The organism is Nostoc sp. FACHB-190 (genome assembly GCF_014696905.1).
Classification (GTDB): Bacteria; Cyanobacteriota; Cyanobacteriia; order Cyanobacteriales; family Nostocaceae; genus Nostoc_B.
In genome coordinates this window covers 294334-320474 of sequence record NZ_JACJQW010000004.1, presented here as the reverse complement: position 1 = coordinate 320474, position 26141 = coordinate 294334, and the positions used below count along the sequence as shown (strand labels likewise).

21 protein-coding genes are annotated in these 26141 nt (G+C 42.7%); 14 read left to right on the top strand and 7 right to left on the bottom strand.

The features are described from left to right. The first annotated feature begins 195 nt into the window (after nt 1-195). The 3 genes from kdpB (at nt 196) to kdpC (ending at nt 3329) form a co-directional block, all read left to right on the top strand. Nucleotides 196-2301: a potassium-transporting ATPase subunit KdpB gene (gene kdpB / locus H6G28_RS07700; protein WP_190670050.1), complete on the top strand. Its 2106-nt coding sequence runs from the start codon at nt 196-198 to the stop codon at nt 2299-2301. 167 nt (nt 2302-2468) lie between these two features. Continuing rightward, complete coding sequence (locus tag H6G28_RS07695; protein WP_190591877.1) at nt 2469-2696, top strand: potassium-transporting ATPase subunit F; 228 nt, start codon at nt 2469-2471, stop codon at nt 2694-2696. A 30-nt stretch (nt 2697-2726) separates the two neighbouring features. Further along, nucleotides 2727-3329 carry a K(+)-transporting ATPase subunit C gene (gene kdpC, locus H6G28_RS07690; RefSeq protein ID WP_190591876.1) on the top strand — a complete coding sequence of 201 codons (603 nt, stop codon included), beginning with the start codon at nt 2727-2729 and terminating at the stop codon, nt 3327-3329. Nucleotides 3330-3371: 42 nt separating this feature from the next. Here kdpC and H6G28_RS07685 read toward each other — a convergent pair whose 3' ends face one another. Further along, a complete protein-coding gene (locus H6G28_RS07685) occupies nt 3372-3830 on the bottom strand; it encodes a retroviral-like aspartic protease family protein (RefSeq protein ID WP_190670048.1) in 459 nt (152 codons plus the stop codon). 88 nt (nt 3831-3918) lie between these two features. Between H6G28_RS07685 and H6G28_RS07680 the strand changes: the two genes are divergently transcribed. The 4 genes from H6G28_RS07680 to rbsK all read left to right on the top strand — a co-directional run bounded on the left by H6G28_RS07680 (nt 3919) and on the right by rbsK (nt 7991). Beyond that, a complete protein-coding gene (locus H6G28_RS07680) occupies nt 3919-5079 on the top strand; it encodes a universal stress protein (protein ID WP_190592200.1) in 1161 nt (386 codons plus the stop codon). A gap of 64 nt (nt 5080-5143) precedes the next feature. Next, the gene (locus tag H6G28_RS07675; RefSeq protein ID WP_242054480.1) at nt 5144-6118 is read left to right on the top strand and encodes a M48 family peptidase; all 975 of its coding nucleotides are present in this window, start codon (nt 5144-5146) and stop codon (nt 6116-6118) included. Nucleotides 6119-6285: 167 nt separating this feature from the next. Next, complete coding sequence (locus H6G28_RS07670; RefSeq protein WP_190670046.1) at nt 6286-6945, top strand: Alr2735 family protein; 660 nt, start codon at nt 6286-6288, stop codon at nt 6943-6945. 110 nt (nt 6946-7055) lie between these two features. Then, nucleotides 7056-7991, top strand: coding sequence for a ribokinase (gene rbsK / locus H6G28_RS07665; RefSeq protein ID WP_190670044.1), 936 nt, complete (start codon nt 7056-7058; stop codon nt 7989-7991). A 51-nt stretch (nt 7992-8042) separates the two neighbouring features. Here the strand turns inward: rbsK and H6G28_RS07660 are convergent, their stop codons facing one another. Beyond that, on the bottom strand, nt 8043-8474 hold the full coding sequence (locus H6G28_RS07660; RefSeq protein WP_190592167.1) for a nucleoside deaminase: 432 nt from the start codon (nt 8472-8474) through the stop codon (nt 8043-8045). 16 nt (nt 8475-8490) lie between these two features. On the opposite strand from H6G28_RS07660, the gene H6G28_RS07655 reads away from it, so the two are divergent. Further along, nucleotides 8491-9414, top strand: coding sequence for a nucleoside hydrolase (locus H6G28_RS07655; RefSeq protein ID WP_190670042.1), 924 nt, complete (start codon nt 8491-8493; stop codon nt 9412-9414). A gap of 180 nt (nt 9415-9594) precedes the next feature. Further along, nucleotides 9595-10899 (top strand): glutamate-5-semialdehyde dehydrogenase, encoded by a 1305-nt coding sequence (locus H6G28_RS07650; protein WP_190592165.1) that lies wholly within the window; start codon nt 9595-9597, stop codon nt 10897-10899. Nucleotides 10900-11071: 172 nt separating this feature from the next. On the opposite strand, the gene H6G28_RS07645 is transcribed toward H6G28_RS07650, so the two are convergent. Then, the gene (locus H6G28_RS07645) at nt 11072-12826 is read right to left on the bottom strand and encodes an ATP-binding protein (RefSeq protein ID WP_190670040.1); all 1755 of its coding nucleotides are present in this window, start codon (nt 12824-12826) and stop codon (nt 11072-11074) included. A gap of 145 nt (nt 12827-12971) precedes the next feature. Continuing rightward, the gene (locus H6G28_RS07640; protein ID WP_015113554.1) at nt 12972-13208 is read right to left on the bottom strand and encodes a hypothetical protein; all 237 of its coding nucleotides are present in this window, start codon (nt 13206-13208) and stop codon (nt 12972-12974) included. Nucleotides 13209-13785: 577 nt separating this feature from the next. On the opposite strand from H6G28_RS07640, the gene lepA reads away from it, so the two are divergent. From lepA to H6G28_RS07625, 3 genes are all read left to right on the top strand, one after another. Next, nucleotides 13786-15597: a translation elongation factor 4 gene (gene lepA / locus H6G28_RS07635; RefSeq protein WP_190592163.1), complete on the top strand. Its 1812-nt coding sequence runs from the start codon at nt 13786-13788 to the stop codon at nt 15595-15597. Nucleotides 15598-16164: 567 nt separating this feature from the next. Next, the gene (locus tag H6G28_RS07630; RefSeq protein WP_190670038.1) at nt 16165-17352 is read left to right on the top strand and encodes a glycosyltransferase family 4 protein; all 1188 of its coding nucleotides are present in this window, start codon (nt 16165-16167) and stop codon (nt 17350-17352) included. A gap of 163 nt (nt 17353-17515) precedes the next feature. Further along, complete coding sequence (locus tag H6G28_RS07625; RefSeq protein WP_190670036.1) at nt 17516-18553, top strand: cyanophycinase; 1038 nt, start codon at nt 17516-17518, stop codon at nt 18551-18553. Between the two features lie 302 nt (nt 18554-18855). Here H6G28_RS07625 and ilvB read toward each other — a convergent pair whose 3' ends face one another. Beyond that, on the bottom strand, nt 18856-20751 hold the full coding sequence (gene ilvB / locus H6G28_RS07620; RefSeq protein WP_190670034.1) for a biosynthetic-type acetolactate synthase large subunit: 1896 nt from the start codon (nt 20749-20751) through the stop codon (nt 18856-18858). Nucleotides 20752-21337: 586 nt separating this feature from the next. On the opposite strand from ilvB, the gene H6G28_RS07615 reads away from it, so the two are divergent. Further along, nucleotides 21338-22084 carry a DUF6683 family protein gene (locus H6G28_RS07615; RefSeq protein ID WP_190592159.1) on the top strand — a complete coding sequence of 249 codons (747 nt, stop codon included), beginning with the start codon at nt 21338-21340 and terminating at the stop codon, nt 22082-22084. 390 nt (nt 22085-22474) lie between these two features. Here H6G28_RS07615 and H6G28_RS07610 read toward each other — a convergent pair whose 3' ends face one another. Further along, nucleotides 22475-23737 carry an MFS transporter gene (locus H6G28_RS07610; protein ID WP_190592158.1) on the bottom strand — a complete coding sequence of 421 codons (1263 nt, stop codon included), beginning with the start codon at nt 23735-23737 and terminating at the stop codon, nt 22475-22477. Between the two features lie 134 nt (nt 23738-23871). Then, the gene (locus H6G28_RS07605; protein ID WP_190670032.1) at nt 23872-24414 is read right to left on the bottom strand and encodes a hypothetical protein; all 543 of its coding nucleotides are present in this window, start codon (nt 24412-24414) and stop codon (nt 23872-23874) included. A 338-nt stretch (nt 24415-24752) separates the two neighbouring features. On the opposite strand from H6G28_RS07605, the gene H6G28_RS07600 reads away from it, so the two are divergent. Beyond that, nucleotides 24753-25868, top strand: a complete 1116-nt coding sequence (locus tag H6G28_RS07600) for a ferrochelatase (protein ID WP_190670031.1) — start codon at nt 24753-24755, stop codon at nt 25866-25868. Nucleotides 25869-26141 lie beyond the last annotated feature (273 nt).

Sequence of the window (26141 nt, the reverse complement as noted above, 5' to 3'; positions counted from 1 at the left end):
AAGGGCAGGTTTTTAAACCTTCGATAAATAGTTGAGAATATTCTCAATTATGAAACGTAGTTTTAACTGTTCAGACAATAATTTTGGTTTTAAAAGCCCAAAAATTTGTCTAATAAAAAAAGCCTGCCCTTGAAAGCTTGCCCCCCCCCCCCCTGCCCCCCTGCCCCCCCGCATCCCCTTGCACCACTCAACTATATGAACCAAGTGGCACCTACCCAGAAATCAAAAAACACAAAACTGCGTCCGAGCGATCGCCGTCAGGCGCGGAAAAAGGCCAGAATCGATAACAAAGGAATTTATTTGAGAGCCATCAAGGATGCTTTTATCAAGCTCAATCCCATCGCCGCCATTAAAAATCCGGTGATGTTTGTGGTGTGGATTGGTACGCTGATTACCTTGGCTGTAACGATTGATCCCAACTTATTCGGCCCCACCCAACAGCGAAATCCTCAACTGTTTAACGGTATCCTCACCGGAATTTTGTTTTTTACAGTGTGGTTTGCTAATTTTGCTGAAGCTGTCGCCGAAGGACGTGGTAAAGCCCAAGCCGATGCCTTGCGATCGACCCAATCAGAAACCATCGCCAAAAAACTCGCCTCTGATGGTTCAATCTCCGAAGTTCCTTCCACTAGCCTCAGACAAGGTGACAATGTATATATTGTGGCTGGTGATATCATCCCCGCCGATGGGGAAGTAATTATGGGTGTCGCCTCGGTGGATGAATCAGCCATTACCGGCGAATCTGCACCAGTCCTCAAAGAATCAGGTTCAGACGTAGCGAGTTCCGTGACAGGTGGCACACGCATCATCTCTGACGAATTAATCATCCGCGTCACAGCTGATCCCGGTAAAGGTTTTATTGATCGGATGATTACATTAGTCGAAGGTGCAGAACGCAGCAAAACACCCAACGAAGTTGCTTTAACAGTATTACTGTCCGTATTAAGCTTAATATTCCTGTTTGTTGTGGCCACCTTGCCAGCCTTTGCCTACTACGTTCAAAGTCCAATTAGCATCCCTGTTTTAATTGCTTTATTAGTCGCCTTGATCCCCACAACCATCGGTGGTTTACTCAGCGCCATTGGGATTGCAGGTATGGATCGAGTCGCCCAATATAATGTGATTGCTACCTCTGGACGAGCAGTGGAAGCCTGTGGTGATGTTAATACGTTAGTTTTAGATAAAACCGGCACAATTACCCTGGGTAATCGTTTAGCGGAAGAATTTATTCCGATTAACGGTCATTCTATGCAGGAAGTGGCTTATATTGCCTTAATTGCCAGCATCTTTGACGATACACCAGAAGGTAAATCGATTGTCAGGCTGGCAGAGAGATTAGGCGCAAGACTAGATTTTGATCCCAGTCGCGCCAGTGCCGTAGAATTTTCTGCTAAAACCCGGATGAGTGGTACAAATTTAGCCAATGGACGAGAAGTCCGCAAAGGTGCAGTCGGAGCAATTCAAGGATTTGTGCGATCGCGCAACGGTCGAGATACTCCAGAATTAGATACTGCATACCAGCGAATCTCCCAACAAGGAGGTACACCCCTAGCAGTTTGCTTAGATCAAGAAATTTACGGTGTCATCTATCTCAAAGATATTGTTAAACCCGGTATTCGTGAGCGTTTTGCCCAGATACGCCGGATGGGTGTGTATACTATCATGCTCACCGGAGACAACCATATTACTGCATCTGTAATTGCCCAAGAAGCTGGTGTCGATGATTTTATTGCTGAAGCCACCCCAGAAGATAAAATCAGCGTCATTCAAAAAGAACAAGCCGAAGGCAAATTAGTAGCCATGACAGGCGACGGAAGTAACGACGCTCCCGCCTTAGCACAGGCAAATGTGGGTGTCGCTATGAATACAGGTACACAAGCAGCTAAAGAAGCCGCCAACATGGTAGATTTGGACTCTGATCCCACCAAACTCATCGATATTATCAGTATTGGTAAACAATTGCTGATTACCCGTGGGGCATTAACCACATTTTCAATTGCTAATGATATTGCTAAGTATTTTGCAATTATCCCGGTAATTTTTGCAGCCGCTAATCTGCAAAGTCTCAATATTATGAATTTAACTAGTACTAATTCGGCTGTGCTATCGGCATTAATTTATAATGCGTTGATTATTCCGGCATTAATTCCCTTGGCTTTAAAAGGCGTAAAATTCCGCCCGTTGACAGCGAATCAATTATTAAAACGTAATATTTTAATTTATGGCTTAGGTGGGTTAATTGCACCATTTATTGCCATTAAAATTATAGATTTGTTGATTACCGCAGTCGGCTTGGCATAGAAGGAAGTATGAAGTGTGAAGTATGAAGTATGAAATTTTTCAGGACTTACGCAAAAATTCTCAAAAAGCTTAATTTATATTTACTACTCAGCACTCAGCACTCAACACTTTGCTATTGACCAATTTTGAATTTTTACCCTGTTAGTGAGGGAAATTAGCAGATAAGTATGAATAAAGAGTTTATGGATTTAAGGCGACAATGGCGTAAACAAAAATTTTTTATCGGCATTCTGATTGTAATTGGAATTAATTTAGGACTTTCTCGTGTAGTTTATGCAGCTAGTAATAACACCTTACAAATTCAATTTACTTGGGCGTATGGTGTTTTATCTGCCATTCTTTTAGGGCTGATTATTTACTTATTTGTGGTGTTTTTTCAGCCAGAACGCTTTTAAAAATTTAATCCTCAACACTTAACAATTGTTATGGTAATTATTCGAGAAGCTATCAGAGCAATGCGTATGACGCTGATATTATGGTTGCTAACAGCATTAATTTATCCTTTAGCAATCTTAATTATCGGTCAAGGTTTATTTCCGTTTCAAGCTAATGGCAGCATCGTGTTAAATATAGATGATAAGCCCATTGGCTCAACTTTAATTGGTCAGATATTTACAGACGATCGCTATTTTCAAGGTCGTCCCAGCGCCGTCAGATATAGTCAAGGCAGAAAGGCAAAACCCAATGGTATCTCTGGTGGTAGTAATCTCGCTCCCAGTAATCCAGAGTTGCTCAACCGCGTAACTGAACAAGCTACTCAATATCAAGAACAAAGTATTCAACCAAGTGAAGATTTAATTTATACCTCTGGTTCAGGTATAGATCCACATATTTCCCTCAAAGCCGCCAGAGAACAACTACCAAGAGTAGCTAATGCCCGTGGTATCAAAGAAGATGACATCATACCTTTACTAAATAAGTTTACTGATGGCAGATTTTTATGGATTTTCGGCGAACCAGGAATTAATATTCTCCGCTTGAATTATGCTCTTGATTTGCAAGATATTAATCGCAAGTTAAATCAATGAAAAATTGTACTTCTTTACAAAAGGCTTGAGCAGAGCGATCGCCTACAATACACTCAGGTAAGTTTGCTCAGAATTCATTGGTAAAACCCGCAACTTACGATTTCTTAAGTCTGGTTCTAATCCTAAAACTTCCATAGGCGTAACACCTAAAAGAGCATAAGATACTTCTGTGAGTTCCAAACAATCAAATGTCCCTTGGCGTTCTCCAATACTTACTTCCACGTCTCGAAATATTCGTCCTTGTTGTACTCCAGCAGTAGTTTCTACCTGGGCTTCTCCACCTGGAACTAAACCTAATTGACTAATAATATTAGCGGGTAAACAAAGTAAAGTTGCACCTGTGTCAACCAAAACATTTTCTAATTCACAGGAGCGAACTTCTGCTTCTGGAATAAAGCCTCGCTGGGCTAAAACTCGATCAATACGATTTGTCACGGTGAGGGTAACTATAACTTGCCCCATTTGCCTACCCTGAAGATTTGGTAACATCAATTTACTCATTTCAGCAAATCCTCTGGAGATTGTACAGTAATTCTAGGGTAGCTCTCTTGAATGGATGAGAGCGATCGCATCTTCACATAGCATTCTTATGTTAGACCAAACTAATTCAGGTGTAGCTATCAATTCTTCTTACCCAGCGCGTCGAGGCAAACATAAAATCTTTATTGGGATGGCTCCCGGCGTGGGTAAAACTTATCGAATGTTAGAGGAAGGAAATGCACTCAAACAAGAAGGAATAGATGTAGTTATTGGACTGTTAGAAACCCACGGACGCAAAGAAACAGCAGAAAAAGCCGCAGGATTAGAAATTATTCCGCGTCAGCAAATTGCTAGAGGTGGGTTGACGCTGACGGAAATGGATACCGAGGCGATTTTACAGCGATGTTTAGGAACTAGCTCTTATACGTCTAAATCCCAATTGGTTTTAGTTGATGAACTGGCTCATACAAATGTCCCTGGTTCCCCACGGGAGAAACGCTACCAAGATGTGGAAGTGATTTTAGCTGCGGGTATTGATGTTTACTCTACGATGAATGTGCAGCATTTAGAAAGTCTCAATGATTTGGTAGCAAGAATTACGGGTGTGGTGGTACGAGAACGAGTCCCCGATAGGATTTTAGAAGCAGCAGACGAAGTGGTGGTAGTCGATGTGACACCAGAAACTCTGCAAGAGCGATTATTGGAAGGGAAAATTTACGAGCAGTCAAAAATCCAACAATCTTTAGATAACTTTTTTCAACGCCGGAATTTAATTGCTTTACGAGAATTGGCTTTGCGAGAGGTAGCCGACAACATCGAAGAAGATGCGATCGCCTCTAGTCCTAATGGGCAATTTTGTAACATCCATGAGAGGGTTTTAGTCTGTGTATCTACTTACCCAAATTCATTACAATTATTGCGCCGTGGTGCAAGACTGGCTAATTATATGAATGCACCACTGTATGTTGTGTTTGTTGCTGATCCTGAGCGTTTTTTAAATAAAGAAGAAAGTTTACACATTCACAACTGTGAAAAGCTGTGTCAAGAATTTACAGGTACTTTTCTTCGCGTTACCAATGGTAACATTGCTCAAGCGATCGCCGAAGTTGCAGAGAAATACCGCATTACCCAAATTGTCATCGGAGAAAGTCAGCGATCGCGCTGGCAAATTTTGTTGAAAGGTTCATTAACTCAAAAGTTAGTTCGCTTATTGAAAAATATTGATATTCATATTATCGCTAGTGATAAACAATCTGCGGTTAAAAGTTAAATATATTCCCTTGGTGAGGTATACCAAAAAATAATTAACCGCAGATTGAAAAGGATGAACGCAGATGAACGCAGATAAATTCGGATTTCAGCAGGCTTTGAAACGCGAGAATATTAGCATTAAAAATATTAAAATACAACAAAACTATATTCTACAAAATATTTTTAATTTAGCATCTCAGCCTGATTCCTATACAAATAAAATTCAACAATTAACCCAAACTATCAATCAAACAGTCTCCACAATTGAAAATATCTGCACTACCAAACAAATCACACCCGCAAACCTGACTAATTCATCTCGTAAAATCTATGCTTGGTTGAAGTTTCTCTCTGAGGAACAAAATCTACAAATTCACCTAAACAGTACTTATCGTGTACGACAAATAATTGCACAAATTCTCTCTACAGAACAACAAAGTGCTGTAGAAATTATGGTTGAATTTACTAATTTAGCGGGATTATATCAAGGTAAAAGGTCTAGTAAGGTTGTTGCACTTAAGATGAACGAAGGTTTTATTAATGCTGAGGAAGAAGTTTTACAAGCATTAGTGAAATGCACTCTCTTTGGTAAAAATCCAGAAAGTACTCGATTAATTAGAGGGTTTGCGAGTTCTGAAGAATATATTGCTGTTCTCTTAGAGTTAGATTTAATTGCAGAGGTAATTGCCGAAAATCCTCAAGGTAATTTTTATAATTTAAATGAATTGTTTGATCAGCTTAATTTTGAATATTTTGCAGCGAATCTTGTTAAACCCAGGCTTGTATGGAGCCAAATCAAAACCTATCGTAAGTTTGGGCATTATGAGCCAGCTAGAGATAGGGTAGTGATTAGCACAACTCTGGATAACGCTTATATCCCTAAGTTTGTGCCTGAGTTTGTTTTATACCACGAATTACTGCATAAATACCACGGCACAAAGTGGGTAAATGGTAAACGTATGGTTCACACCAGTCAATTTCGCACTGATGAACGAAAGTTTAAGTTCTACACAGAAGCAGATGAATGGTTAAAAAAGTTAACACTCAATCAAAGTTGATAAAAAAACTTTTGGCTCAAAAACCTTACCCAATCAAGATTTCACACTTTGACTCCAAATTTAAGTATGTTTGGGGTTTTTTATTGAGATTTTAGTAGTACAATTGTTCTAGTGATAGACCTCTGAGCGATACTTTGCCGACGCGAAGTTTAAACGATATCAATACTATGATGACACCATTACAGGGTATAGTTGCAAGCCAAACCCAATCGAAGTTTGAGCAATATCATGAACATCAAGCTAATCGCCCAAAAAGCTTTAAGCGCGAACATATTGCTTTTCAACGGCTAACTGATGTCACTCAGGTAATTTTGCATCATGCTTTTTGGTTGGCGGAACAAAAAAAACAGCTTTCTTTGCGAGATTACAAACAGCTACTTTTAGAACATGGTTGGCAAGGCGAAGAAAAGCGATATCTGAAAATAGCAGCAGCGTTTGCGAAGTTTTCGCCGCAAGATGTCGCGCAAGTTGAGCCGAGAACTATTTATCAATTGGCAGAAAACAGCAAAAAATACGAGCAAGTTATCAATCGGCTACTAGATTTAAGCATTATTAATCAAGAAAATGTGCGTTCTTTAATTAAAAAGCAGCGTCCAGCCAAAACTGCTGAGTATAAAAATGAAAAACCTAGTATTTGGCGACGGACAAAAAACGGCGGGAGATACTGCCAAATTCCCCCAATTCATGAACCGTCAGAACAAACTGGGATGACTTTGCAAAGAATGATGGATGAAGAAGGATTAAGCGCCCAGCATATTGTGGCAGAAGCGATCGCACTCCGACAAGCATATAAACAAGGGCAACTCATCCACACTGCCAATCAATAAGGTTCAATTAAGGTGATGAAAGTTGATTTCTCAATTTCTGCTCTACCCATAAAGGGATAGGGTTTTAAGGCGAGTATATTTTCATTTTTTCACCCACCATTCCACTCACTATGAGTATTATTGTTTTCGGCAGTATCAATCTAGATTTAGTCGCCACCGCCGCTCATTTACCAACTAGCGGCGAAACTTTATTGGGAAAAAACTTTTTTCAAGTCCCAGGCGGTAAAGGGGCAAATCAAGCCGTAGCCTTAGCGCGTTTGGGAATTCCCACTCAGATGGTAGGACGTGTGGGAACCAAAGGTTTTGGTGCAGAATTGCTGGATAATTTGCAAACTGCTGGCGTACAAACTGAGAATATTTTCCGAGATGAAACTGTCAGTTCTGGTGTTGCCATAATTATTGTTGATGATGCTGGACAAAATCAAATTGTGGTGGTTCCTGGTGCAAATGGAGAAGTAAATCAGGCAGATGTAGAGAGGTTATTGCCTTTATTACCAACAGCCAAAGCACTACTTTTACAATTAGAAATTCCCTTGAGTGCGGTTGTGGCTGCTGCTCAAGCTGGACGTAATGCAAATATTACCGTGATTCTTGATCCTGCGCCGGCACAATCTTCTTTACCCGCCGAACTTTACCCGTTGGTGGATATTATCACCCCCAATGAAGTAGAAGCCGGACAATTAGTTGGTTTTAAAGTAGATAGCCAAGAGTCAGCCACCAAAGCCGCAACAGTATTATTGCAAAGAGGTGTAAAATCTGCGATCGTCAAATTAGGCGCAAAAGGTGTAGTTTGCGCCACCGCCGAAGAAACATTTTTTGTACCAGCTTTTAGAGTTGATGTTGTAGATACTGTGGCGGCTGGTGATGCTTTTAATGGTGGTTTAGCTGCTGCACTTTACGCGGGAATGTCTTTACATCAAGCCGTGATTTGGGGTGCAGCCGCAGGTGCTTTAGCCGCGACAAAATCCGGCGCACAAACTTCGTTACCTGATAAGTTGACTTTTGATGCTTTCCTTAAAGGTAGGGGAGTAGGGAGTGGGGAGTAGGGAGTGGGGGAAGATAAGGGGGACAAGGGGGACAAGGGAGATTACTATTGACTATTTCCCAATATCTTCATTCCAGAGTTCGGGGTTGGTTTGAATAAAGTCACTCATCATTTGTTCGCATTCATCTAAATTTAAATCAATTACTTCTACGCCGTGAGATACCATAAATTCTTTCGCGCCAGGAAATGTGCGAGATTCGCCGGCGATGACTTTTTTGATACCAAACTGCACAACTGCCCCGGCACACAAATAACACGGCATTAAGGTTGAATATAGGGTGGTACCTCTGTAACTGCCAATTCTGCCAGCGTTACGGAGACAATCAATTTCGGCATGGGTAACAGGATCGCCATCTTGGACGCGCTTATTGTGTCCTCTACCAAGAATCTCGCCATCCTTGACGAGAACGGAACCGATGGGAATTCCACCTTCTTGTCTACCTTGTCTAGCTTCTGCGATCGCAGCTTGCATAAATTCATCCATTCTCTTATTCTCCTTTATGTCAAAACAACTGGTATTAATGGATCACGATGGTGGTGTAGATGATTATCTAGCAACTATGCTGCTGTTGACGATGGATCATATAGAATTGCTTGGTGTTGTCGTCACTCCTGCTGATTGTTATGTCCAACCTGCCGTGAGTGCGACACGCAAAATCATTGATTTGATGGGATTTTCTCATATCTCAGTTGCCGAAAGTACAGTACGCGGGATAAATCCTTTCCCTCGGCTTTATCGACGTGATTCGTTTATTGTTGACCATCTCCCCATTCTCAACCAGCAGGATACTATTAATACACCTTTGGTTGCCGAACCTGGACAAGATTTTATGGTGCGGGTGTTACGAGAAGCACCCCAACCAGTAACGCTGATGGTAACAGGGCCATTAACGACAGTTGCAGTAGCGTTAGATAAAGCACCAGATATTGAAGCCAAGATTCAAAAAATTGTCTGGATGGGTGGCGCGTTGAATGTTGGTGGAAATGTGGAAAAAAGTTTAGAAGCCGGACAAGATGGTTCGGCGGAATGGAATGTTTACTGGGATGCAGTTTCCGCCGCGCGAGTTTGGCAAACCCAAATTGAAATTATTATGTGTCCGTTAGATTTAACTAACAATGTCCCAGTGACATCAGATATTGTGTACAAAATGGGCAAACAACGTCACTATCCCATCTCTGATTTAGCTGGACAATGTTATGCACTGGTAATTCCCCAAGATTATTATTTTTGGGATGTGTTGGCGACGGCTTATTTAGGACACCCAGAATTTTATCAACTGCGACAGTGGGAAACGGAAATTATTACCACTGGCTTAAGTCAAGGACGGACTAAGGTTGTTCCCGGTGGGCGGAAAATTTATGCAATGGATACAGTTGATAAAGAGGCTTTTTATGCTTATATCTTGCAGCAATGGGCAAGATGAAAGGTAACAGGTAACAGGCAACAGTGGAAATCAGATTGCTATAGGATGGAAAATACAGCAGATTTTTAGTGGATGAAGTACACAATCTAGTTTTCAAACTTAGGCAGCAAGAGTATTTTGCTTCTGACTTCTGGATTCTGCTGTATATGTTTCTACCATAATTAAGAGTTATTTTTTCTCATGACCATTGTTGAAGTTGCACCATCCCTAGTTAGCATTGCGGAAAAAACTCGCGCGGCTGCAAGTAAGTTAGCAATTCTGTCCACCGAGGCAAAAAATCAAGCGATCGCAGCGATCGCCCAAGGGTTAGAATCAGCCAGAGAGGAAATATTGCAGGCAAATCTGGCGGACTGTCAAGCTGCGGCGGCGGAAGGAATTGCTAAACCCCTGTATAAACGGTTGCAGTTAGATGAACATAAATTAAGAGATGCGATCGCTGGAGTCCGAGATGTTGGTAAACTGGCTGATCCAATAGGTAAAGTCCAGATTCACCGCGAACTCGATACTGGCTTAGTCCTCAAGCGCATCTCTTGTCCTTTGGGTGTGTTAGGCATTATTTTTGAAGCCCGTCCCGAAGCCGCCATTCAAATTGTTTCTTTGGCGATTAAATCAGGTAATGGTGTCATTCTCAAATGTGGTAAAGAAGCTGTACGTTCTTGTGAAGCCATCGTCAAAGCAATTAAACAAGGATTATCTCAAACTGCTGTCAGTCCTGATGCAGTGCAGTTACTCACCACAAGAGAAGAAACTGTAGGACTGTTGAAATTAGATAAATATGTAGATTTAATTATTCCTAGAGGTTCTAATTCTTTTGTGCGGTTTGTGCAAGAAAATACCCGTATTCCTGTCCTTGGTCACGCTGATGGTATTTGTCATGCTTATATTGATCAAGCGGCTGATATTAACAAAGCTGTAGAAATTACTGTGGATGCGAAAATTCAATATGCGGCTGCTTGTAATGCCATTGAAACTTTATTAGTACATCAAGCAATTGCCGGAGAATTTTTACCCAAAGTTGCCGCAGCTTTAGCCGCCAATCATGTGGAATTAAAAGGTGATCAACGCACCTTAGAAATATTACCAAATATTGCCCCAGCTACCGAAGTTGATTGGGAAACAGAATATAGCGATTTAATTTTGTCAGTTAAAATTGTAGACTCTTTAGAAGATGCGATCGCTCATATTAACCAATACGGTTCTCGCCACACCGATGCAATTATTACTGAAGATATCGCCACCGCCGAATCTTTCTTTGGCTTGGTAAATTCTGCTGGTGTGTTTCACAATTGTTCCACACGTTTTGCTGATGGTTTCCGCTATGGTTTTGGCGCAGAAGTTGGCATTAGTACTCAACAAATGCCTCCCCGTGGCCCTGTTGGTTTAGAAGGCTTGGTAACTTATAAATATCAAATGACTGGTAATGGCCACATTGTCGCTAGTTACACCGGCTCAAATGCCAAGGCGTTTATTCACCGCGATTTGTAGGAGGGGCTAGGGATTAGTACAATAAGGCAAAAGGAAAAAGAAATAATAACGATACCGCAAGCCTTTTAGGAATTTCTTATGGTTTGTTTATTTAGGCAGGCCTGTACTAGAGGCAAGGGACTAGTATTTTTACTGTAACCTGTAACCTATCACCTGTAACCTGTAACCTGTATCAACAAGCACAATCTAAATTACCTTCACTAGAAGAAACAATTACTGGTTGATGATACAAAGGTACGGTAAAGGTGACAGTTGAACCTAGTCCTTCACCCAAGCTGTAAAAATGTACTTCGCCACCCATCGCTTCAATTAGCTTTTGGGATATTGCCAACCCCAAACCTGTACCGCCATATTGGCGAGTGCGGGAACCATCTACTTGAGAAAATAATTGAAATAATTTATCTTGCTTGTCTAAAGAAACACCAATACCAGTATCGGCTACCCGGACTCTAACCATACCGGGAAACTGCTGTTCTTGGAATTTGACTTTTTTCTGGACAATTTCGGATGTGATGGTTATACCACCTTCATGAGTAAATTTAATGGCATTGTTTACCAAGTTCAGCATGACTTGGAGTAGCCGTTGATAATTTCCTTGGACAACAATTTCATCGCAGGTTGTGGGAATTTGCATCCGAAAGCTGAGGTTTTTCATTTCTGCTTGGGGACGCATAAAACTTTCTACACCACAAAATAGCTCATCTAATTTGACAGGAGCGCAGTCTAATTCCATTTTGCCTGCTTCAATTTTGGCAATATCCAAAATATCGTTGATGATGTTCAGCAGGTGAATGGATGATTGATGGGCTTCTAAAAGAAACTGATGCTGTTCTTCTGGGTCATCTGCCATCCCCTCTAGAATCAGCTTTAAAAAGCCAATCATTCCATTGAGGGGAGTACGAATTTCGTGGGAAACGTTGGCTAAAAATTCACTTTTGAGGCGCGAGGCTTCTTCAGCTTTTTGTCTGGCTGCTTCTAATTCTTTATATAAAGTAGCATGAGCGATCGCAGTTCCTAACTGATCGGCTACTTCTTTCGCTAATTCCAGTTCAGCATTTGTGAGAGGATAACATTCATCCCGCACAGCCACTGCAATCAAACCATTGGCTTGGTCTTGATAGCAGGTGGCAACCACTAAAACTTTCTGATTTGGACAAAGTGCATATTTTGATACCTCCATCACCACAGGTTCTAAAGTGGCTAATGCTTGGGCAAATGCTGGCTCAGAAGCGACATCTATTTCTAAGCCAAGCATCGAACTGCGTTCTGGCTGATGGTACTCTGCTATGACACGCACTTTAGAGCTAGAGGGCTGATAAGGACAGATAATGCAACGTTCTAGCTTGAGAGCTTTACCCAAACTGTCTACCGTTTGTTGCCAAATAATGTCTAAGTCCAAAGTTCGCCGAATATTTCTAGTAATTTTAGTTACTAGTTTTTGATGTTGTTGCGAACGTAAAGCCAACTCGATTGGTGTAGGCGCTTTGGGTGTGGTACTGTGTTCTTGTTGATTTACTGTCGCCTGTAATAACCGCCCCATCACGACAACTGTCGTGGCGGCAGTTCCCAGTGGCGGTATGATTGGACAAATTACTAATTCCAACTCATACAACTCTTGCTGGTAGCTAAACCAACATTGAAACTTTTCTGGCACCAAACTTGTTAAAATTCGGTGCAATCGTTCCAAATAAGCTACCTTATCCGCAGGAGCAAAAATTTCCTCTTCATGGCTGCTGACTACTTGCTCAGGGTTTAATCCCAGAACTTCACTACGCTGCCAATAAAATGTCAGGTAGCGGCCTGACCCATCCTGCATATACACCAACTCAGCACCGAGAGCTGGTGACGAGCCATTTGTTTGATTAGCTATGTCTTCCAGATTTTGAGAAAATAAGTTTGGCAATTGGGAGTTGGCAGTAATAGTCATTTAATCGAGTTGGGTAGACAAGTGGCAACTCAATACAGGTTTGCTTCAGCTAATGCTTTTGCAGACTTACATTGGGTGTTTTGGCTGTTGTGAACACGATGATTGACCTTTGTGTTCTTGTCTATGAAAAGCTTGTTTGTGGCTGTCAATCATTCCACTCACCTCTAGGTGGTACAGGTGTGCGATAAGGAGTCCGCGTCAGTTCATCATCTCTAGGAATCTCACCCCGTAACCATTGGCGAATTGCCACTTCAATGACTTTGCTAGGATCATTGGTAAGATGCTGAATTTGCTCTAATAACTCAGAATCTAGGCGGACAGCAATTTCTACCTTATCGCCTTGTCTTTGCTCCCCTTCGGTAGCTCTCTCTTTCATATTCATAGGTTTATATACTCTGAATTTGTTTTTTCCAAAGCTTTGTAAAGTAGTTCTACTCAAGTTTCGGGTTAGTTTACTGACAAATCTTAAAGGTATAGATACATAGTTCCCCGAACTCCTACCAAAAATAACAGCTTGAGATTTTTAAGTGGCCATTTTCATAGAACTCACTTTTTCAATGCTCTAGAAGTTTTGTCAGTAAATCAGTAGATCCGAGCATTTACGAGGTGTAACTGCCCACGATCCCTACACTATGTACTTATATATCTTTATTGTACGCTGCTGATTGTTCAATACCTGCAAGGAAAAATAGACTTAATTATAGAGACTTTATATAGATTTGCAAAATACTTAAGGGTCAATAGTCATTTGTCATTGGTCATTAGTTATTGTCATTCGCCATGTTACAGACTTATCTACCTTGTCCCCCTTGTCTCCCTCGCCCCCCTGCTCCCCAACTCCCTACTCCCCATTCCCCACTCCCTCTCCTAAATAGCAGCGTCTTGGCAAAGAAAGCATTAAAATACATTAAGTAAATCGCTCTTTATAACCTTGGTTGCTGCTTCAGCAAAGATAGTATATGACTGACGTTCCGGCAGTTCGCATTCGCAATTTCTGTATTATTGCTCACATTGATCACGGGAAATCAACCCTGGCCGATCGCCTGTTGCAAGCTACCGGCACTGTTGATGAACGACAGATGAAGGAGCAGTTTCTCGACAATATGGATTTAGAACGGGAGCGCGGCATTACCATTAAGCTGCAAGCTGCCCGGATGAATTACACTGCTAAAGATGGTCAGCAGTATGTATTAAATTTAATTGACACTCCCGGACACGTAGACTTTTCTTATGAGGTGTCGCGCAGTTTGGCGGCTTGTGAAGGGGCGCTATTGGTTGTAGATGCGTCTCAAGGTGTGGAAGCGCAAACTCTGGCGAATGTCTACTTGGCGTTAGAGCATAACTTGGAAATTATTCCCGTTCTCAACAAAATCGACCTTCCTGGTGCCGAACCAGACCGGGTAATTAGCGAAATTGAAGAAATTATTGGTCTTGATTGCAGTGGGGCAATTCTCGCCTCAGCCAAAGAAGGAATTGGCATTAATGAGATTTTAGAGACGATTGTGGAACGGGTTCCGCCAGCACCTGATAGAGTTAATGAACGTTTACGGGCGTTAATTTTTGATAGCTATTACGATCCCTATCGGGGGGTAATTGTCTACTTCCGGGTGATGGATGGGCGCGTGAAAAAAGGCGATCGCGTTTATCTAATGGCATCCGGCAAGGAATACGAAATCGACGAGTTGGGTGTCTTGTCTCCCACCCAAAAGCAAGTTGATGAACTCCACGCCGGGGAAGTAGGTTATTTAGCCGCCGCCATTAAAGCCGTAGCCGATGCGCGGGTAGGCGATACCATTACCTTGTCTAACGCCAAAGCCGTAGACCCCTTACCAGGGTACACCGAAGCCAACCCAATGGTCTTTTGTGGGATGTTTCCCATCGATGCTGACCAATTTGAAGACTTGCGGGAAGCTTTAGAAAAGCTCAGACTCAATGATGCGGCGCTGCACTATGAACCAGAAACTTCGAGCGCGATGGGTTTTGGTTTCCGGTGTGGGTTCTTAGGCTTGCTGCACATGGAAATCGTGCAGGAACGGCTAGAACGCGAGTATGACTTGGATTTAATTATTACTGCGCCTTCAGTGGTTTATAAAGTCACTACTATTAAGGGCGAGGAATTATATATTGATAATCCTAGCCATTTGCCTGCTCCCAACGATCGCGAGAAAATCGAAGAACCCTATGTACAGGTAGAAATGATTACACCGGAAGGTTTTGTCGGCACATTGATGGAGTTGTCACAAAATCGCCGTGGTATTTTCAAAGACATGAAATATCTCACCCAAGGGCGTACCACCTTAACTTATGAAATACCCTTGGCGGAAGTTGTCACCGACTTTTTTGACCAAATGAAATCGCGATCGCGCGGTTATGCCAGTATGGAATACCATATCATTGGCTACCGTGAAAATCCCCTGGTAAAGCTAGATATCATGATTAACGGCGACCCCGTGGATTCTTTAGCAATGATTGTCCACCGCGATAAAGCTTATAACGTCGGGCGGTCAATGGCTGAGAAACTCAAAGAATTAATTCCCCGCCATCAATTTAAAGTGCCAATTCAAGCCGCCATTGGTAGTAAAGTCATCGCCAGTGAACATATCCCTGCCTTACGCAAAGATGTACTCGCCAAGTGTTACGGCGGTGACATCAGCCGGAAAAAGAAACTTTTGCAGAAGCAAGCCAAAGGTAAAAAGCGGATGAAGGCTGTAGGTACAGTAGATGTACCCCAAGAAGCTTTTATGGCTGTTTTACGGTTAGATCAAAATTAAACAGGACTACGCACAAAGGTTGTCTGTTAAGAATGGGTGCAAGGTGTGAGGGCTTGAGGGTGTAAGAAGTTTGAATACCTTCACCCTCCCCCACAACGTTGATTTTTCGTCTCACTGCATAAGTCCTATTAAATCAAGACTGTTATTAACTGCATACAGCAACTACAGGAATGTCTAAGGGAAGATTCTCTTGACATTCCTTTATTTATGTCCTGATGGTTTTTACTTAAGTCTGGAAATTAAGACTAACTTAGTTTAGGGTATCAAGGCGTATTGGTTGTTTAAGTGTTTCAAACCCCTACACCCCTAAACCCTTACACCTTACATAAAACTCAACAAAGGGGTAAGATACTTCATCCCCACAGGAACATTTATCAATTAATCTAGTAAGTTTCATAAGGTATTTGCTAATTTGCTCAACCTTGATAACCTGTGATCTATCCCTAAAATTATTAAAAAATTAGAAAACTTTGGTAAACATACCGACTCAATAGATTTCTTCTCCTTGTATTTTTGAGATACAGCTAGTTTTTTGAGAAATTTATAAAAATTTGGAGATTTTAGTACATGAAAATACTTGTATTAAGTTGGGAATTTCCACCAAGAATAGTCGGCGGTATTGCGAGACACGTAGCTGAGTTGTATCCAGAAATAGCTAAGTTAGGACATGAAATTCACTTAATTACAGTGGAATTTGGTCAAGCACCGATGTATGAGGTAGTGGAAGGCATAAATGTGCATCGGGTACCAGTGGGACATAGTAATGACTTTTTTCACTGGATTGTCAATCTTAACCAAAGCATGGGTCATCACGGTGGTAAGTTAATTTTGGAGGAAGGGCCGTTTGATGTGATCCATGCCCATGATTGGCTAGTGGGTGATGCTGCGATCGCCCTCAAGCATACTTTTAAAATCCCTTTAATTGCAACAATTCACGCCACAGAACATGGACGCTATAACGGCATTCATAACGATATTCAACGCTATATTCACGGCAAAGAAAACTTACTTGCTTTCGATGCTTGGCGCGTTATCGTTTGTACGGACTATATGCGCCGAGAGGTAGAACGCGCCCTCAGCAGCCCTTGGGATAAAATCGATGTGATTTATAACGGTATCCGTCCAGAGAAAAAACAGCATCACCAAGATTTTCACGCGCAAGATTTTCGCCGCCAATTTGCCGCAGATGGTGAAAAAATTGTTTACTATGTCGGGCGGATGACTTATGAAAAAGGTGTACCAGTATTATTAAATGCTGCACCCAAAGTTCTTGCAGAGATGGGTGGTTACGTCAAATTTGTGATTATTGGTGGCGGTAATACCGATCATCTTAAACGCCAAGCCACAGATTTAGGTATTTGGGAGAAATGCTACTTTACTGGTTTCTTATCTGATGAATACTTAGATAAATTTCAAACCATTGCCGACTGTGCTGTATTCCCTAGTTTTTATGAACCCTTTGGGATTGTGGCTTTAGAAAGCTTTGCATCGCGCGTACCCGTAGTAGTTTCTGACACAGGTGGTTTCCCGGAAGTTGTTCAGCATACCAAAACAGGTATCGTCACTGGGGTAAATGATCCTGATTCCTTAGCATGGGGAATTTTGGAGGTTTTGAAAAACCCCGGATATCGGCAATGGCTGGTAGATAACGCTTACGAAGATTTAGAACGCCGCTTTAGCTGGTCAAAACTAGCCCAGCAAACAGAGTCAGTTTATCAGCGAGTGGTGCAGGAGCGATCGCAAGTTATCTGGTAATTAAACACAGCGTAAAACTGAGCATACTGCCCCTAAACCAGAGAAAAAATGATTACTCTGGACTATTTGACGTTAAAAAACATTACAAGACCTGTACGCTGGGAATTTCAAGCCTTCTGATGCGAGAGTAAACAGTAAATGCAGTTTGCTCTATAAAGTTAGTATGACGAAGGCATTCCCAGATATAGCAAAGTTCTGGAAGAATTTGGGAACTGTGTTGTTAAGAATGGGTGCCAGTTTAATAACCCGTCTTACAGCATACCTGAAACGCCACTTCATTGACAACACTGTTGATGTTGTTCCGCCCCTTTCCCACCTTCCTCGTCTAGCTGGCCCCGTACTAAATTTAGGCGGCGGTGGCCCTGATGTTGAGAAGGCTATTCAATGGATGATTGACCAAGTTCGTGGAGATACTAGTAGCAGCGCCAATAAAGTTGATGTGGTAGTTCTCCGCGCCTATGGCAGTGAAGATTACAATCACCTGATTTACGGTATGAGAGGTGTGAACTCAGTCAAAACACTCATCATCAGTAACCGCAATGATGCCAACCGCGAAGATATCGTCACCAAAGTTAGAAAAGCTGGCGTAGTTTTCTTTGCTGGGGGAGACCAATGTCAATATATCCGCAGTTGGAAAAACACCAAACTAGAAAACGCTGTGCGAGAAGTCTACGCCAGAGGCGGTGCAATTGGCGGGACGAGTGCAGGTGCAATGATTCACAGTGAGTATATCTACGATTCTTGTGCTTGCGAAGACAGCATAGAAACCAGAGAAATACTCGAAGACCCTTATCGAAATATCACCTTTTCTTATGATTTTTTTCAATGGGGTCATTTGCGCGGAACCATCATCGATACCCACTTTGATAGCCGCAAACGTATGGGTCGCATTATGGCTTTTATTGCACGACAAATTCAGGATGGCAAAGCTAACCGCGTTTTAGGAATAGCTATTAGCGAGGAGACATCCCTTGTCATCGATAAATATGGTCTAGCCAAGGTGATGGGGAGAAACGCCGCCTACTTTGTCTTGGGCGACCACCCGCCGGAGATATGTAAACCCCGAACACCTCTGACTTACCATGACTATAAAATTTGGCGGGTTCCCAGTGGCGATACATTCGACCTGAGAAACCCACCAAATCGGGGTTATTACTTTAGGAGTGTGAAGCGAGGGAGGTTTAATTCTGATCCCTATTGAGTAATAAGTAAGGAGTAATGAGTAATGAGTGGGGAGTAATAAGTCAGAACTTACACAGAATCATGAAAAAACGAACCGCAAAGGGCGCAAAGGACACGAAGTTAAGAGGATTCGAGAGGGTTTTTGCGTAAGTCCTATAAGTAATGAGTGGGGAGTAATGAGTAAATACCCATTACTTATTACTCATTACTTATCACTCATTACTTAAAATGCTAGTCCCACTTTCATGCTTGGCGATGAAGCTTGTTTTATTGGGACTGCATTCTGCCTACCTTACCCCCTTACACCCAAAGTTAATTAACTTACAACTTTGTCCCACACTCAGAACAGAAGTTATGGTTCGGTGCATTCATGCTACCGCAGTGACTACAACAAACAGGTTCTACAGAACTGGTTGGTGGTTGCTTGGGTAAACCGACCATTTGAGCGTTGCTCTTACCAGGGGCTACCATTGGATAGCAGTTTTCGTCTCTGGTGACGTGAACATTTAAGATGACAGGGCCGTTATGTGCCAACATTTCGGCGATCGCATCTTTTAATTGCTCCCGTTCTTTAACTACAATGCCTTTGATACCGTAAGCTTTCGCTAACAACTCAATATCAGGCATCCCGACTTCCATGTTGGAACAAGAGTAACGTTCACCGTGGAAGGCTTGCTGCCACTGGCGCACCATTCCCTGCCAACCGTTGTTGACGATTACAGTCTTGACATTAATTCCATATTGTGCTGCTGTTCCCAATTCTTGTAAACACATTTGGAAACTCGCATCACCACTGATACAAATCACTTCTTCGTTGGGGAAGGCGACTTTCGCACCAATAGCCGCAGGTAAGCCAAAACCCATCGTTCCTAAACCCGCGCTGGAAATCCAACGGCGTGGCCCATTCTTGAGGAACTGCGCCGCCCACATTTGATGCTGACCCACATCTGTGGTATAGAAGGCGTGGGGTGCTTGGTGACTAACTTCGACAATGGCTTCTTGGGGAGAGATGCTGTCGGGGTGTTGGGGAACTACCAAGGGGTATTCTTCCCGCCAACGGTTAATTAAATTCAACCATTCTTGGTTTTGGTTGGGTGTGGGTTTAACCCCAGATTGCTTGCAGCGCCGCAACAAATCAAGCAGTACATTGCGGACATCACCAACAATGGGTACTTCGGGAATGCGGTTTTTCCCGACTTCTGCTGGGTCGATGTCGATGTGAATTACCTTAGCGCGGGAAGCAAATTCATCTAATTTCCCTGTTACGCGGTCATCAAATCTCGCACCCACGCAAATCAGCAAATCACAATCACTCACAGCAAAGTTAGCGTAGGCTGTGCCGTGCATTCCCAACATCCCCACAGACAGAGGATGATGTTCATCAAATGCGCCAATTCCCATCAATGTGGTAGTGACAGGAATATTGAATAACTCAGCTAACTGTTTAACTTCTTCATGGGCGTTAGATGCGATCGCACCACCACCAACATACAACAATGGACGACGGCTTTCTTTCAGTAACTTAATTGCCGCATTGATTTGGCGCGGGTTTCCCTTAACGGTGGGGCGATAGCCCGGTAATTTGACTGTACCTGGTTCTACAGGCTCATAATCAAATTCTTCAAAGGCGACATCTTTGGGGACATCAATTAAAACTGGCCCTGGCCTGCCGGTGCTGGCAATGTGGAATGCTTCAGCCACGATTCTGGCCATATCTTTAGGGTCACGCACCACATAAGAGTGCTTGACTATGGGTAAAGTAATGCCGTAAATATCGGTTTCTTGGAACGCATCTGTACCGATCATTTTCCGGGGTACTTGTCCCGTGACGATCACCATTGGAATTGAATCCATGTAGGCTGTAGCAATGCCTGTTACCAAGTTTGTCGCCCCTGGGCCAGAAGTACCAAAGCAAACTCCTACCTTACCAGTGGCGCGGGCATAGCCGTCTGCGGCGTGGGCTGCGCCTTGTTCATGCCTTACCAGGATGTGCTTTAGCGCACCAGTGGATTCTACTTTGTATAAATCATCATAAATCGGCAGGATTGCCCCACCAGGATAACCGAATATATACTCAACGCCGTGGCGCAGCAGGCTATCTAGTAAAGCGAAACCACCAGTTGCCCTTTTGGGTGTCACAACTGACGATTGAGCAGCAGACTGGTGTTGATTCTCGGTTTTTGCGGGACTAATCGGGGAAGGCAAGCTCAAGGTCACGATCGAACCTCAAATAATAGCTAAGTTAACGCTGAAATTCTGTAGTTAAGATTTCATTTTAATGGAAAAGTTCGATTTAGTGCCTACCGATTTTTTAAATATCAATCACAGGATAGAAGTGATAAACAGATTTATCTGTTTGTGCTGAATATCTTAAAAATATGAAATAACAAAGCTGCGCTGGTTTTAATCAGCAAAGCTGACTATTTTTAATCATAGACAATTCAGCATGATTATCACTCACCGTTCGCGCAATGCAGGATAGATAATACCAAATTAAAAAATGATTGCGACAAATGGATGGCTCAAAAGCTTACCAATTAACCCTTACCCAATCCAAAATCTGTCTTGAAAAGTTTGCTCAAGTCGGGGAACCCGCCCACGCAACTTTTCGCAAAATCTAAAATCCAAAATGGTATAAGTTTGCTGAAATCATAGCAGAAGGCGGGAGGGCATCTGCCCACCGTAGGCGATCGTTTTTGGCAAGTTGTGTAGGGTGTAACATTTTAATTGTAAGTGTGAAAAATGGCACTGTAATGCTCAAGTTTTCAACTGTGTAAATCCCAAGACCCATACAGGAAAACCCATGAACCCATACATCAAGGTCATCCTCACTACCGCCATCGTCGTTGGTGTCTCTGGTAAACCAACTATGGCCCAATTTGGCGCACCCAGTAGTCTCAGCTTCAGCAACATGAACGCCTATCTCAGCGTTCAGCAAAATGCTGCGCTGGTGCGTGAAGCTCAGAGAAGGCTCAACAGCATCAATCGGAGCAACAACAGCAACCGGAGCGCCCAAACCACCGCCCGCACCCAAGCCCAAACTGCCCCAAAAACCACTTTTCGACCCGTCCCGCAGCGATTGTTGCTGACGCAGTTCGCCCGCAGCTTGAGCAGTGACCCCGCCGTAGTACGCGAGTCAACCAAAGCCTTCTCCGAGGGCTTCAAAGCTTTCGAGCAAGAAGCCCGCCGTTTAGGCCGCCCCAACAATGTGGCGATGGCCTTCACTTACTTGGTGGGAGTTTGCTACATGGTACACTACGGCGAAGAACCCACCGAAGCCGCGCTGATGAATCTCCAAGCAAATAGCGATGCGGCCTTCGGTTCATCGACGACCTTTAAAGCACTGAACAGCCAAGAGCGCCAAAAACTCTATGAAACCTTCGTGCTGATGGCGACCCTACCTTTGGCAGGCTACACAGTAGCAATTGAGCAGAACGACCAAGAATTGCTCAATACCTACCGCGAGGTTGCCGGGGTAGCCCTAGAGACTGCCTTGGGAGTACGCCCAGAGCGGTTACGGTTCACGGCGACGGGCTTGGAACTGCGCTAAAAGCAAATCAGGGGAATGTGTTCCAGCACACCCCTTATTTTTTTCTTGAGGCACGAGCTATTCCCTTATGACTTACGCAGACTCTACGATTTCTTGGCGAGAATGTTATCGCCTGCTTTGATACTCTCCCTTATTTCATCTATAGCCGTAGTCAGATATGTTAGGACAATTTGAAAGCTTAAATGCCAGGAATAGTAAGACTTTTCCTCCTGCCTTCTGCCTCAACCGCGTAGCGGTAAGTCAAAAGGCAAAAGTAAAAAGGCAAAAATGAAGAATACTTTTGACTTTTGGTTTTTTACTTTTGACTTCTCCGGCTTTGCCGGAGTGCCTTCTGCTATATGTTCACCAAACTCATCCTCAAATTGCGCTAACGATGAGTTATCAAGCTTTTTAAATCACATCCTGTAATACTCGGCGGGTGTTTTGCCATGCCCAAACACCAACGGCCGCAACTACAACGCTCATTGTCACTAATACCACACGCAACCCAAGGGCATCTGTTAATGGCCCAGTGATGGCTAAAGGTACAGATAAAGCAATATTTACGGCATGGTTTTGAAAGCCAAATACTTTACCGTGCATGGTTGGCGGTGTTTGCTGCTGAATTAAAGTTTGCATGGGTACGCCAATCAAGGCCGCACCTATACCTAACAATGTACACAGCCCTAATGCCAGCAATAAGTTATGGGTAAATGTAAAAACTCCCAAAACGAGTGCCATTGCTAAAAATCCCATCAAAGGTAAGGGTTTGTGGTGTAATTTATCTCCCCAGTGACCTAAAATCCCCGCCCCGATCAGCATTCCGACTCCAGCTGCTGCTAAGAAAAAGCCAAACTGTTTTTCTTTTAAACCAAACTCTTCTGCTAATCGAATTGTCAGGACTGTTAAAGCTGCAAACACACAATATAAGGTGGTTAATTGCAGCATTGCGTTTAATACTAAGCGGTTTTTCTTGAGATAGCGCACACTTTCTCTAAATTCCGCCCAAGGGTTTGCAGATACTCGATGTTCTCGATGGGGTTTATGTTCTTTAAACTGAATCGGCTGCATCATCACACCCGATAAAATGTACAGTCCGCCAACGATAATTTCTTGACCGTATTCTTCTCCCATTAGGGTTTTAGCCCAACTTAATATGGGTTCTCCAATGGCGAAACCTACTATCAACGCGCCCATCATGGTGCTGCTAAACAGGGCGTTGGCTGCCATTAAATTTTCTCGACGCACTAACAAAGGGATGGCTGCTTGTTCTGCGGGGGCAAAAAACTGCGTTACTGTAGAGATGCAAAAGGTGAGAATTAATAAAATAAAAAATTCTCTTGGTAAAAAGGGCAGACACAGTGTTAATAGCCCACGCACAATATCGGAGCCTACCATAATCAACTTTTTTGGCAACCGATCGACAAATATACCGCCCGCAGAACCGAATAAAATGGCGGGGATGGTAAATGCCACCATTAAGGTTGAGTACATCGAGTTCTCGGCTAATCCTGGTGGGGCTGGATAAAATTCCAGTAAGGCAATCATCAATACGAAAAAGACTTTATCTGCCAACTGGGAAATAAGTTGTCCAATCCACAGAAGCATGAAGCCACGGTTTTTTAGCAGTGCGCTAAACCCATGATTGACAGCAGCAGGTTCAGTTGGAAACATCGGTTCTTAGTGATAACGACTAGGGTAGATAGAACAGCTGGGGGAGTAGGGAGTAGGGAGTGGGGAGTAGAGTTGCTCCCTGGCTGCTTCCTATTTCTCACTCCTGTTTACTGACGCTGTTTTCCGGACTATTTTTATTCATAGCGTTTTAGCAACAAATGCAAAAACTCAGCAGCAGTCAAGCGCATTTGTTGGGGAAAATCTTCATAAGAAGAGTCTACCCACCAACCTTGAACATTTTGGGGCGATCGCCACATAGATAAATGGTCAACGGTTGGTTCTGCGTAAAAATTATTATGCCCACTACCGAGTAACAAAGAACTCCAATGTGTAAAATAATCGTGGCTGAGGCGATGAATAGGAAAATTCCCCCATAAAGGTACACCCCATCCATCTATAGCAATAAACGCTTTGACTTGTCCTCCCAAGATTTGCCAGTTCCAGGCGGCGGCGATCGCTCCCGCGACTCCCGCACTGAAGCTAATAAATACAATAGGTGAATTTTGACGATTTTTGCAGCGATCGCCTAAAAATTGCAAAATATGTGGGGCTGATAATGCTAAAACACCTTGCCCCGGAAACACCATAATTTTATCTCTTTTTTGGCTTAAACATCCTGAAATAAAGTTTTCCGTGAGTTCGGGTTCATGAATTCCTGGGCAAAGGATGATCATCATTTATCTTTTATGCTCACAAGTTACAGTTGCTCGTTCTAGTGTTTTTGTTCATTCATCCAGAATTAGATTAAGTATTTCTATTTAAACAAAAAGATATAAAAAACACTTAAAAATCTTGCATAAATAGAACGAATTAGTTAAATTTTTCTTGAGGATACTCGGTAATTATTTTGTCATACTCAGTATCTAGGATTAATTCTAAGTATGTCTTTTGAAGTATTGTTGTTAATTTTCTGGTTATCCTATCCCCCCGGAAGGGATAATGATTTATGATTCAGAAAAATACACGAGAGTTATTACCTAGCTCTTGACTCTGAATTTATATTGAGGAATGTATTGTGGTTGCTACCCCAGAAAAATTGCAACACACCCATGAGCATCTACCTGGTCAAGACCGTGTAGCTGTATTATTGATGGGCTATGGTGAAGTCGAAAGCTACGAAGATTTTGCCAATTATAATGAACAGGCTTTAAATTTACTGACAGCGAAGTTTGCACCCGTTCCAACTTGGATTTATCCGCCTCTAGCAAGGCTGTTGGCGTTATTTGACCGCCATGAATGGGGTCATACACACCATGATTTTATTTCGCCACACAACGCCATATTTGAGCAGCAACGAGCCGGCATTGAACAGAATTTACAGGCGAAGTGGGGCGATCGCGTTAAAGTATTCAAAGCATTTAACTTTTGTGCGCCTTTCTTACCCAAGCAAGTTTTAGCAGAAATCCAAAGCCAAGGATTTGATAAGCTGTTAATTTACCCCCTGTTGGTTGTTGATTCGATTTTTACCAGTGGAATTGCGATCGAGCAAGTAAATAACGCTTTAGCCGAAATCGCAGCCGGAGAAGAACACTGGGTGAAAGGACAGCGTTACATTCCGTCTTTTTACAACGAACCAGCATACATCGATTTGATGGCGCATCTGGTGGAAGAAAAAATCGATGCTGATTTAGCCGCAAATTACTTACCTTCCCAAATCGGGATTGTATTAATGAATCACGGTTGTCCCCACAAAGCCAAAGGTTTCACCTCTGGGATCACCGAAAGCCAAGCGTTGTATGATTTAGTCCGAGATAAGTTGATTAACCGCTATCCTTTAATATCGGTGGGTTGGTTGAATCACGATACACCTTTAATTGAATGGACACAGCCGAACGCTGAACAAGCTGCTAAAAACCTGATTCAATTAGGGGCAAAAGTCATAGTATTTATGCCCATTGGTTTTGCTACGGAAAACCATGAAACTTTATTAGATGTCCACCACATTATTCATGATTTAGAAAAGCAGCATTCTGGTGTGGATTATGTGCAGATGGCTTGTGTGAACGACAATCCAGAATTTTTGGCAATGGCGGCAGAATGGGCAAATTCTCATATTGCCGATTTGCTGTCAGAACAAGCTGTGACAGTGAATCCTCACTTAACTGAACATCATCACCATCATCATCATTGATGAAGAAGTTATACCATTTTGGATTTTAGATTTTGCGAAAAGTTGCGTGGGCGGGTTCCCCGACTTGAGCAAACTTTTCAAGACAGATTTTGGATTGAGACAGGCTTTACTGGTAAGCTTTTGAGCAATTCATTTGTCGCAATCATTCTTCAATTTGGTATTAGAAGTCAGAAGTCAGAATTAATCATTTCGATAGCAAGAAGGGTGGGCAAAGTTTTGTCCACCCTTCTTACGGATAATTTAAAATCCAAAATCTTAAATTTTATAGGAGTC

Coding starts and splice junctions, on each gene's coding strand:
- H6G28_RS07630 (WP_190670038.1), top strand. CDS start 16,165: ATGAAAATACTTGTATTAAGTTGGGAATTTCCACCAAGAATAGTCGGC.
- H6G28_RS07625 (WP_190670036.1), top strand. CDS start 17,516: ATGACGAAGGCATTCCCAGATATAGCAAAGTTCTGGAAGAATTTGGGA.
- H6G28_RS07645 (WP_190670040.1), bottom strand. CDS start 12,826: ATGACTATTACTGCCAACTCCCAATTGCCAAACTTATTTTCTCAAAAT.
- H6G28_RS07640 (WP_015113554.1), bottom strand. CDS start 13,208: ATGAATATGAAAGAGAGAGCTACCGAAGGGGAGCAAAGACAAGGCGAT.
- H6G28_RS07655 (WP_190670042.1), top strand. CDS start 8,491: ATGTCAAAACAACTGGTATTAATGGATCACGATGGTGGTGTAGATGAT.
- H6G28_RS07680 (WP_190592200.1), top strand. CDS start 3,919: ATGTTAGACCAAACTAATTCAGGTGTAGCTATCAATTCTTCTTACCCA.
- H6G28_RS07605 (WP_190670032.1), bottom strand. CDS start 24,414: ATGATGATCATCCTTTGCCCAGGAATTCATGAACCCGAACTCACGGAA.
- H6G28_RS07650 (WP_190592165.1), top strand. CDS start 9,595: ATGACCATTGTTGAAGTTGCACCATCCCTAGTTAGCATTGCGGAAAAA.
- H6G28_RS07660 (WP_190592167.1), bottom strand. CDS start 8,474: ATGGATGAATTTATGCAAGCTGCGATCGCAGAAGCTAGACAAGGTAGA.
- rbsK (WP_190670044.1), top strand. CDS start 7,056: ATGAGTATTATTGTTTTCGGCAGTATCAATCTAGATTTAGTCGCCACC.
- H6G28_RS07685 (WP_190670048.1), bottom strand. CDS start 3,830: ATGAGTAAATTGATGTTACCAAATCTTCAGGGTAGGCAAATGGGGCAA.
- H6G28_RS07670 (WP_190670046.1), top strand. CDS start 6,286: ATGATGACACCATTACAGGGTATAGTTGCAAGCCAAACCCAATCGAAG.
- kdpB (WP_190670050.1), top strand. CDS start 196: ATGAACCAAGTGGCACCTACCCAGAAATCAAAAAACACAAAACTGCGT.
- H6G28_RS07675 (WP_242054480.1), top strand. CDS start 5,144: ATGAACGCAGATAAATTCGGATTTCAGCAGGCTTTGAAACGCGAGAAT.
- lepA (WP_190592163.1), top strand. CDS start 13,786: ATGACTGACGTTCCGGCAGTTCGCATTCGCAATTTCTGTATTATTGCT.
- kdpC (WP_190591876.1), top strand. CDS start 2,727: ATGGTAATTATTCGAGAAGCTATCAGAGCAATGCGTATGACGCTGATA.
- H6G28_RS07695 (WP_190591877.1), top strand. CDS start 2,469: ATGAATAAAGAGTTTATGGATTTAAGGCGACAATGGCGTAAACAAAAA.
- H6G28_RS07610 (WP_190592158.1), bottom strand. CDS start 23,737: ATGTTTCCAACTGAACCTGCTGCTGTCAATCATGGGTTTAGCGCACTG.
- H6G28_RS07615 (WP_190592159.1), top strand. CDS start 21,338: ATGAACCCATACATCAAGGTCATCCTCACTACCGCCATCGTCGTTGGT.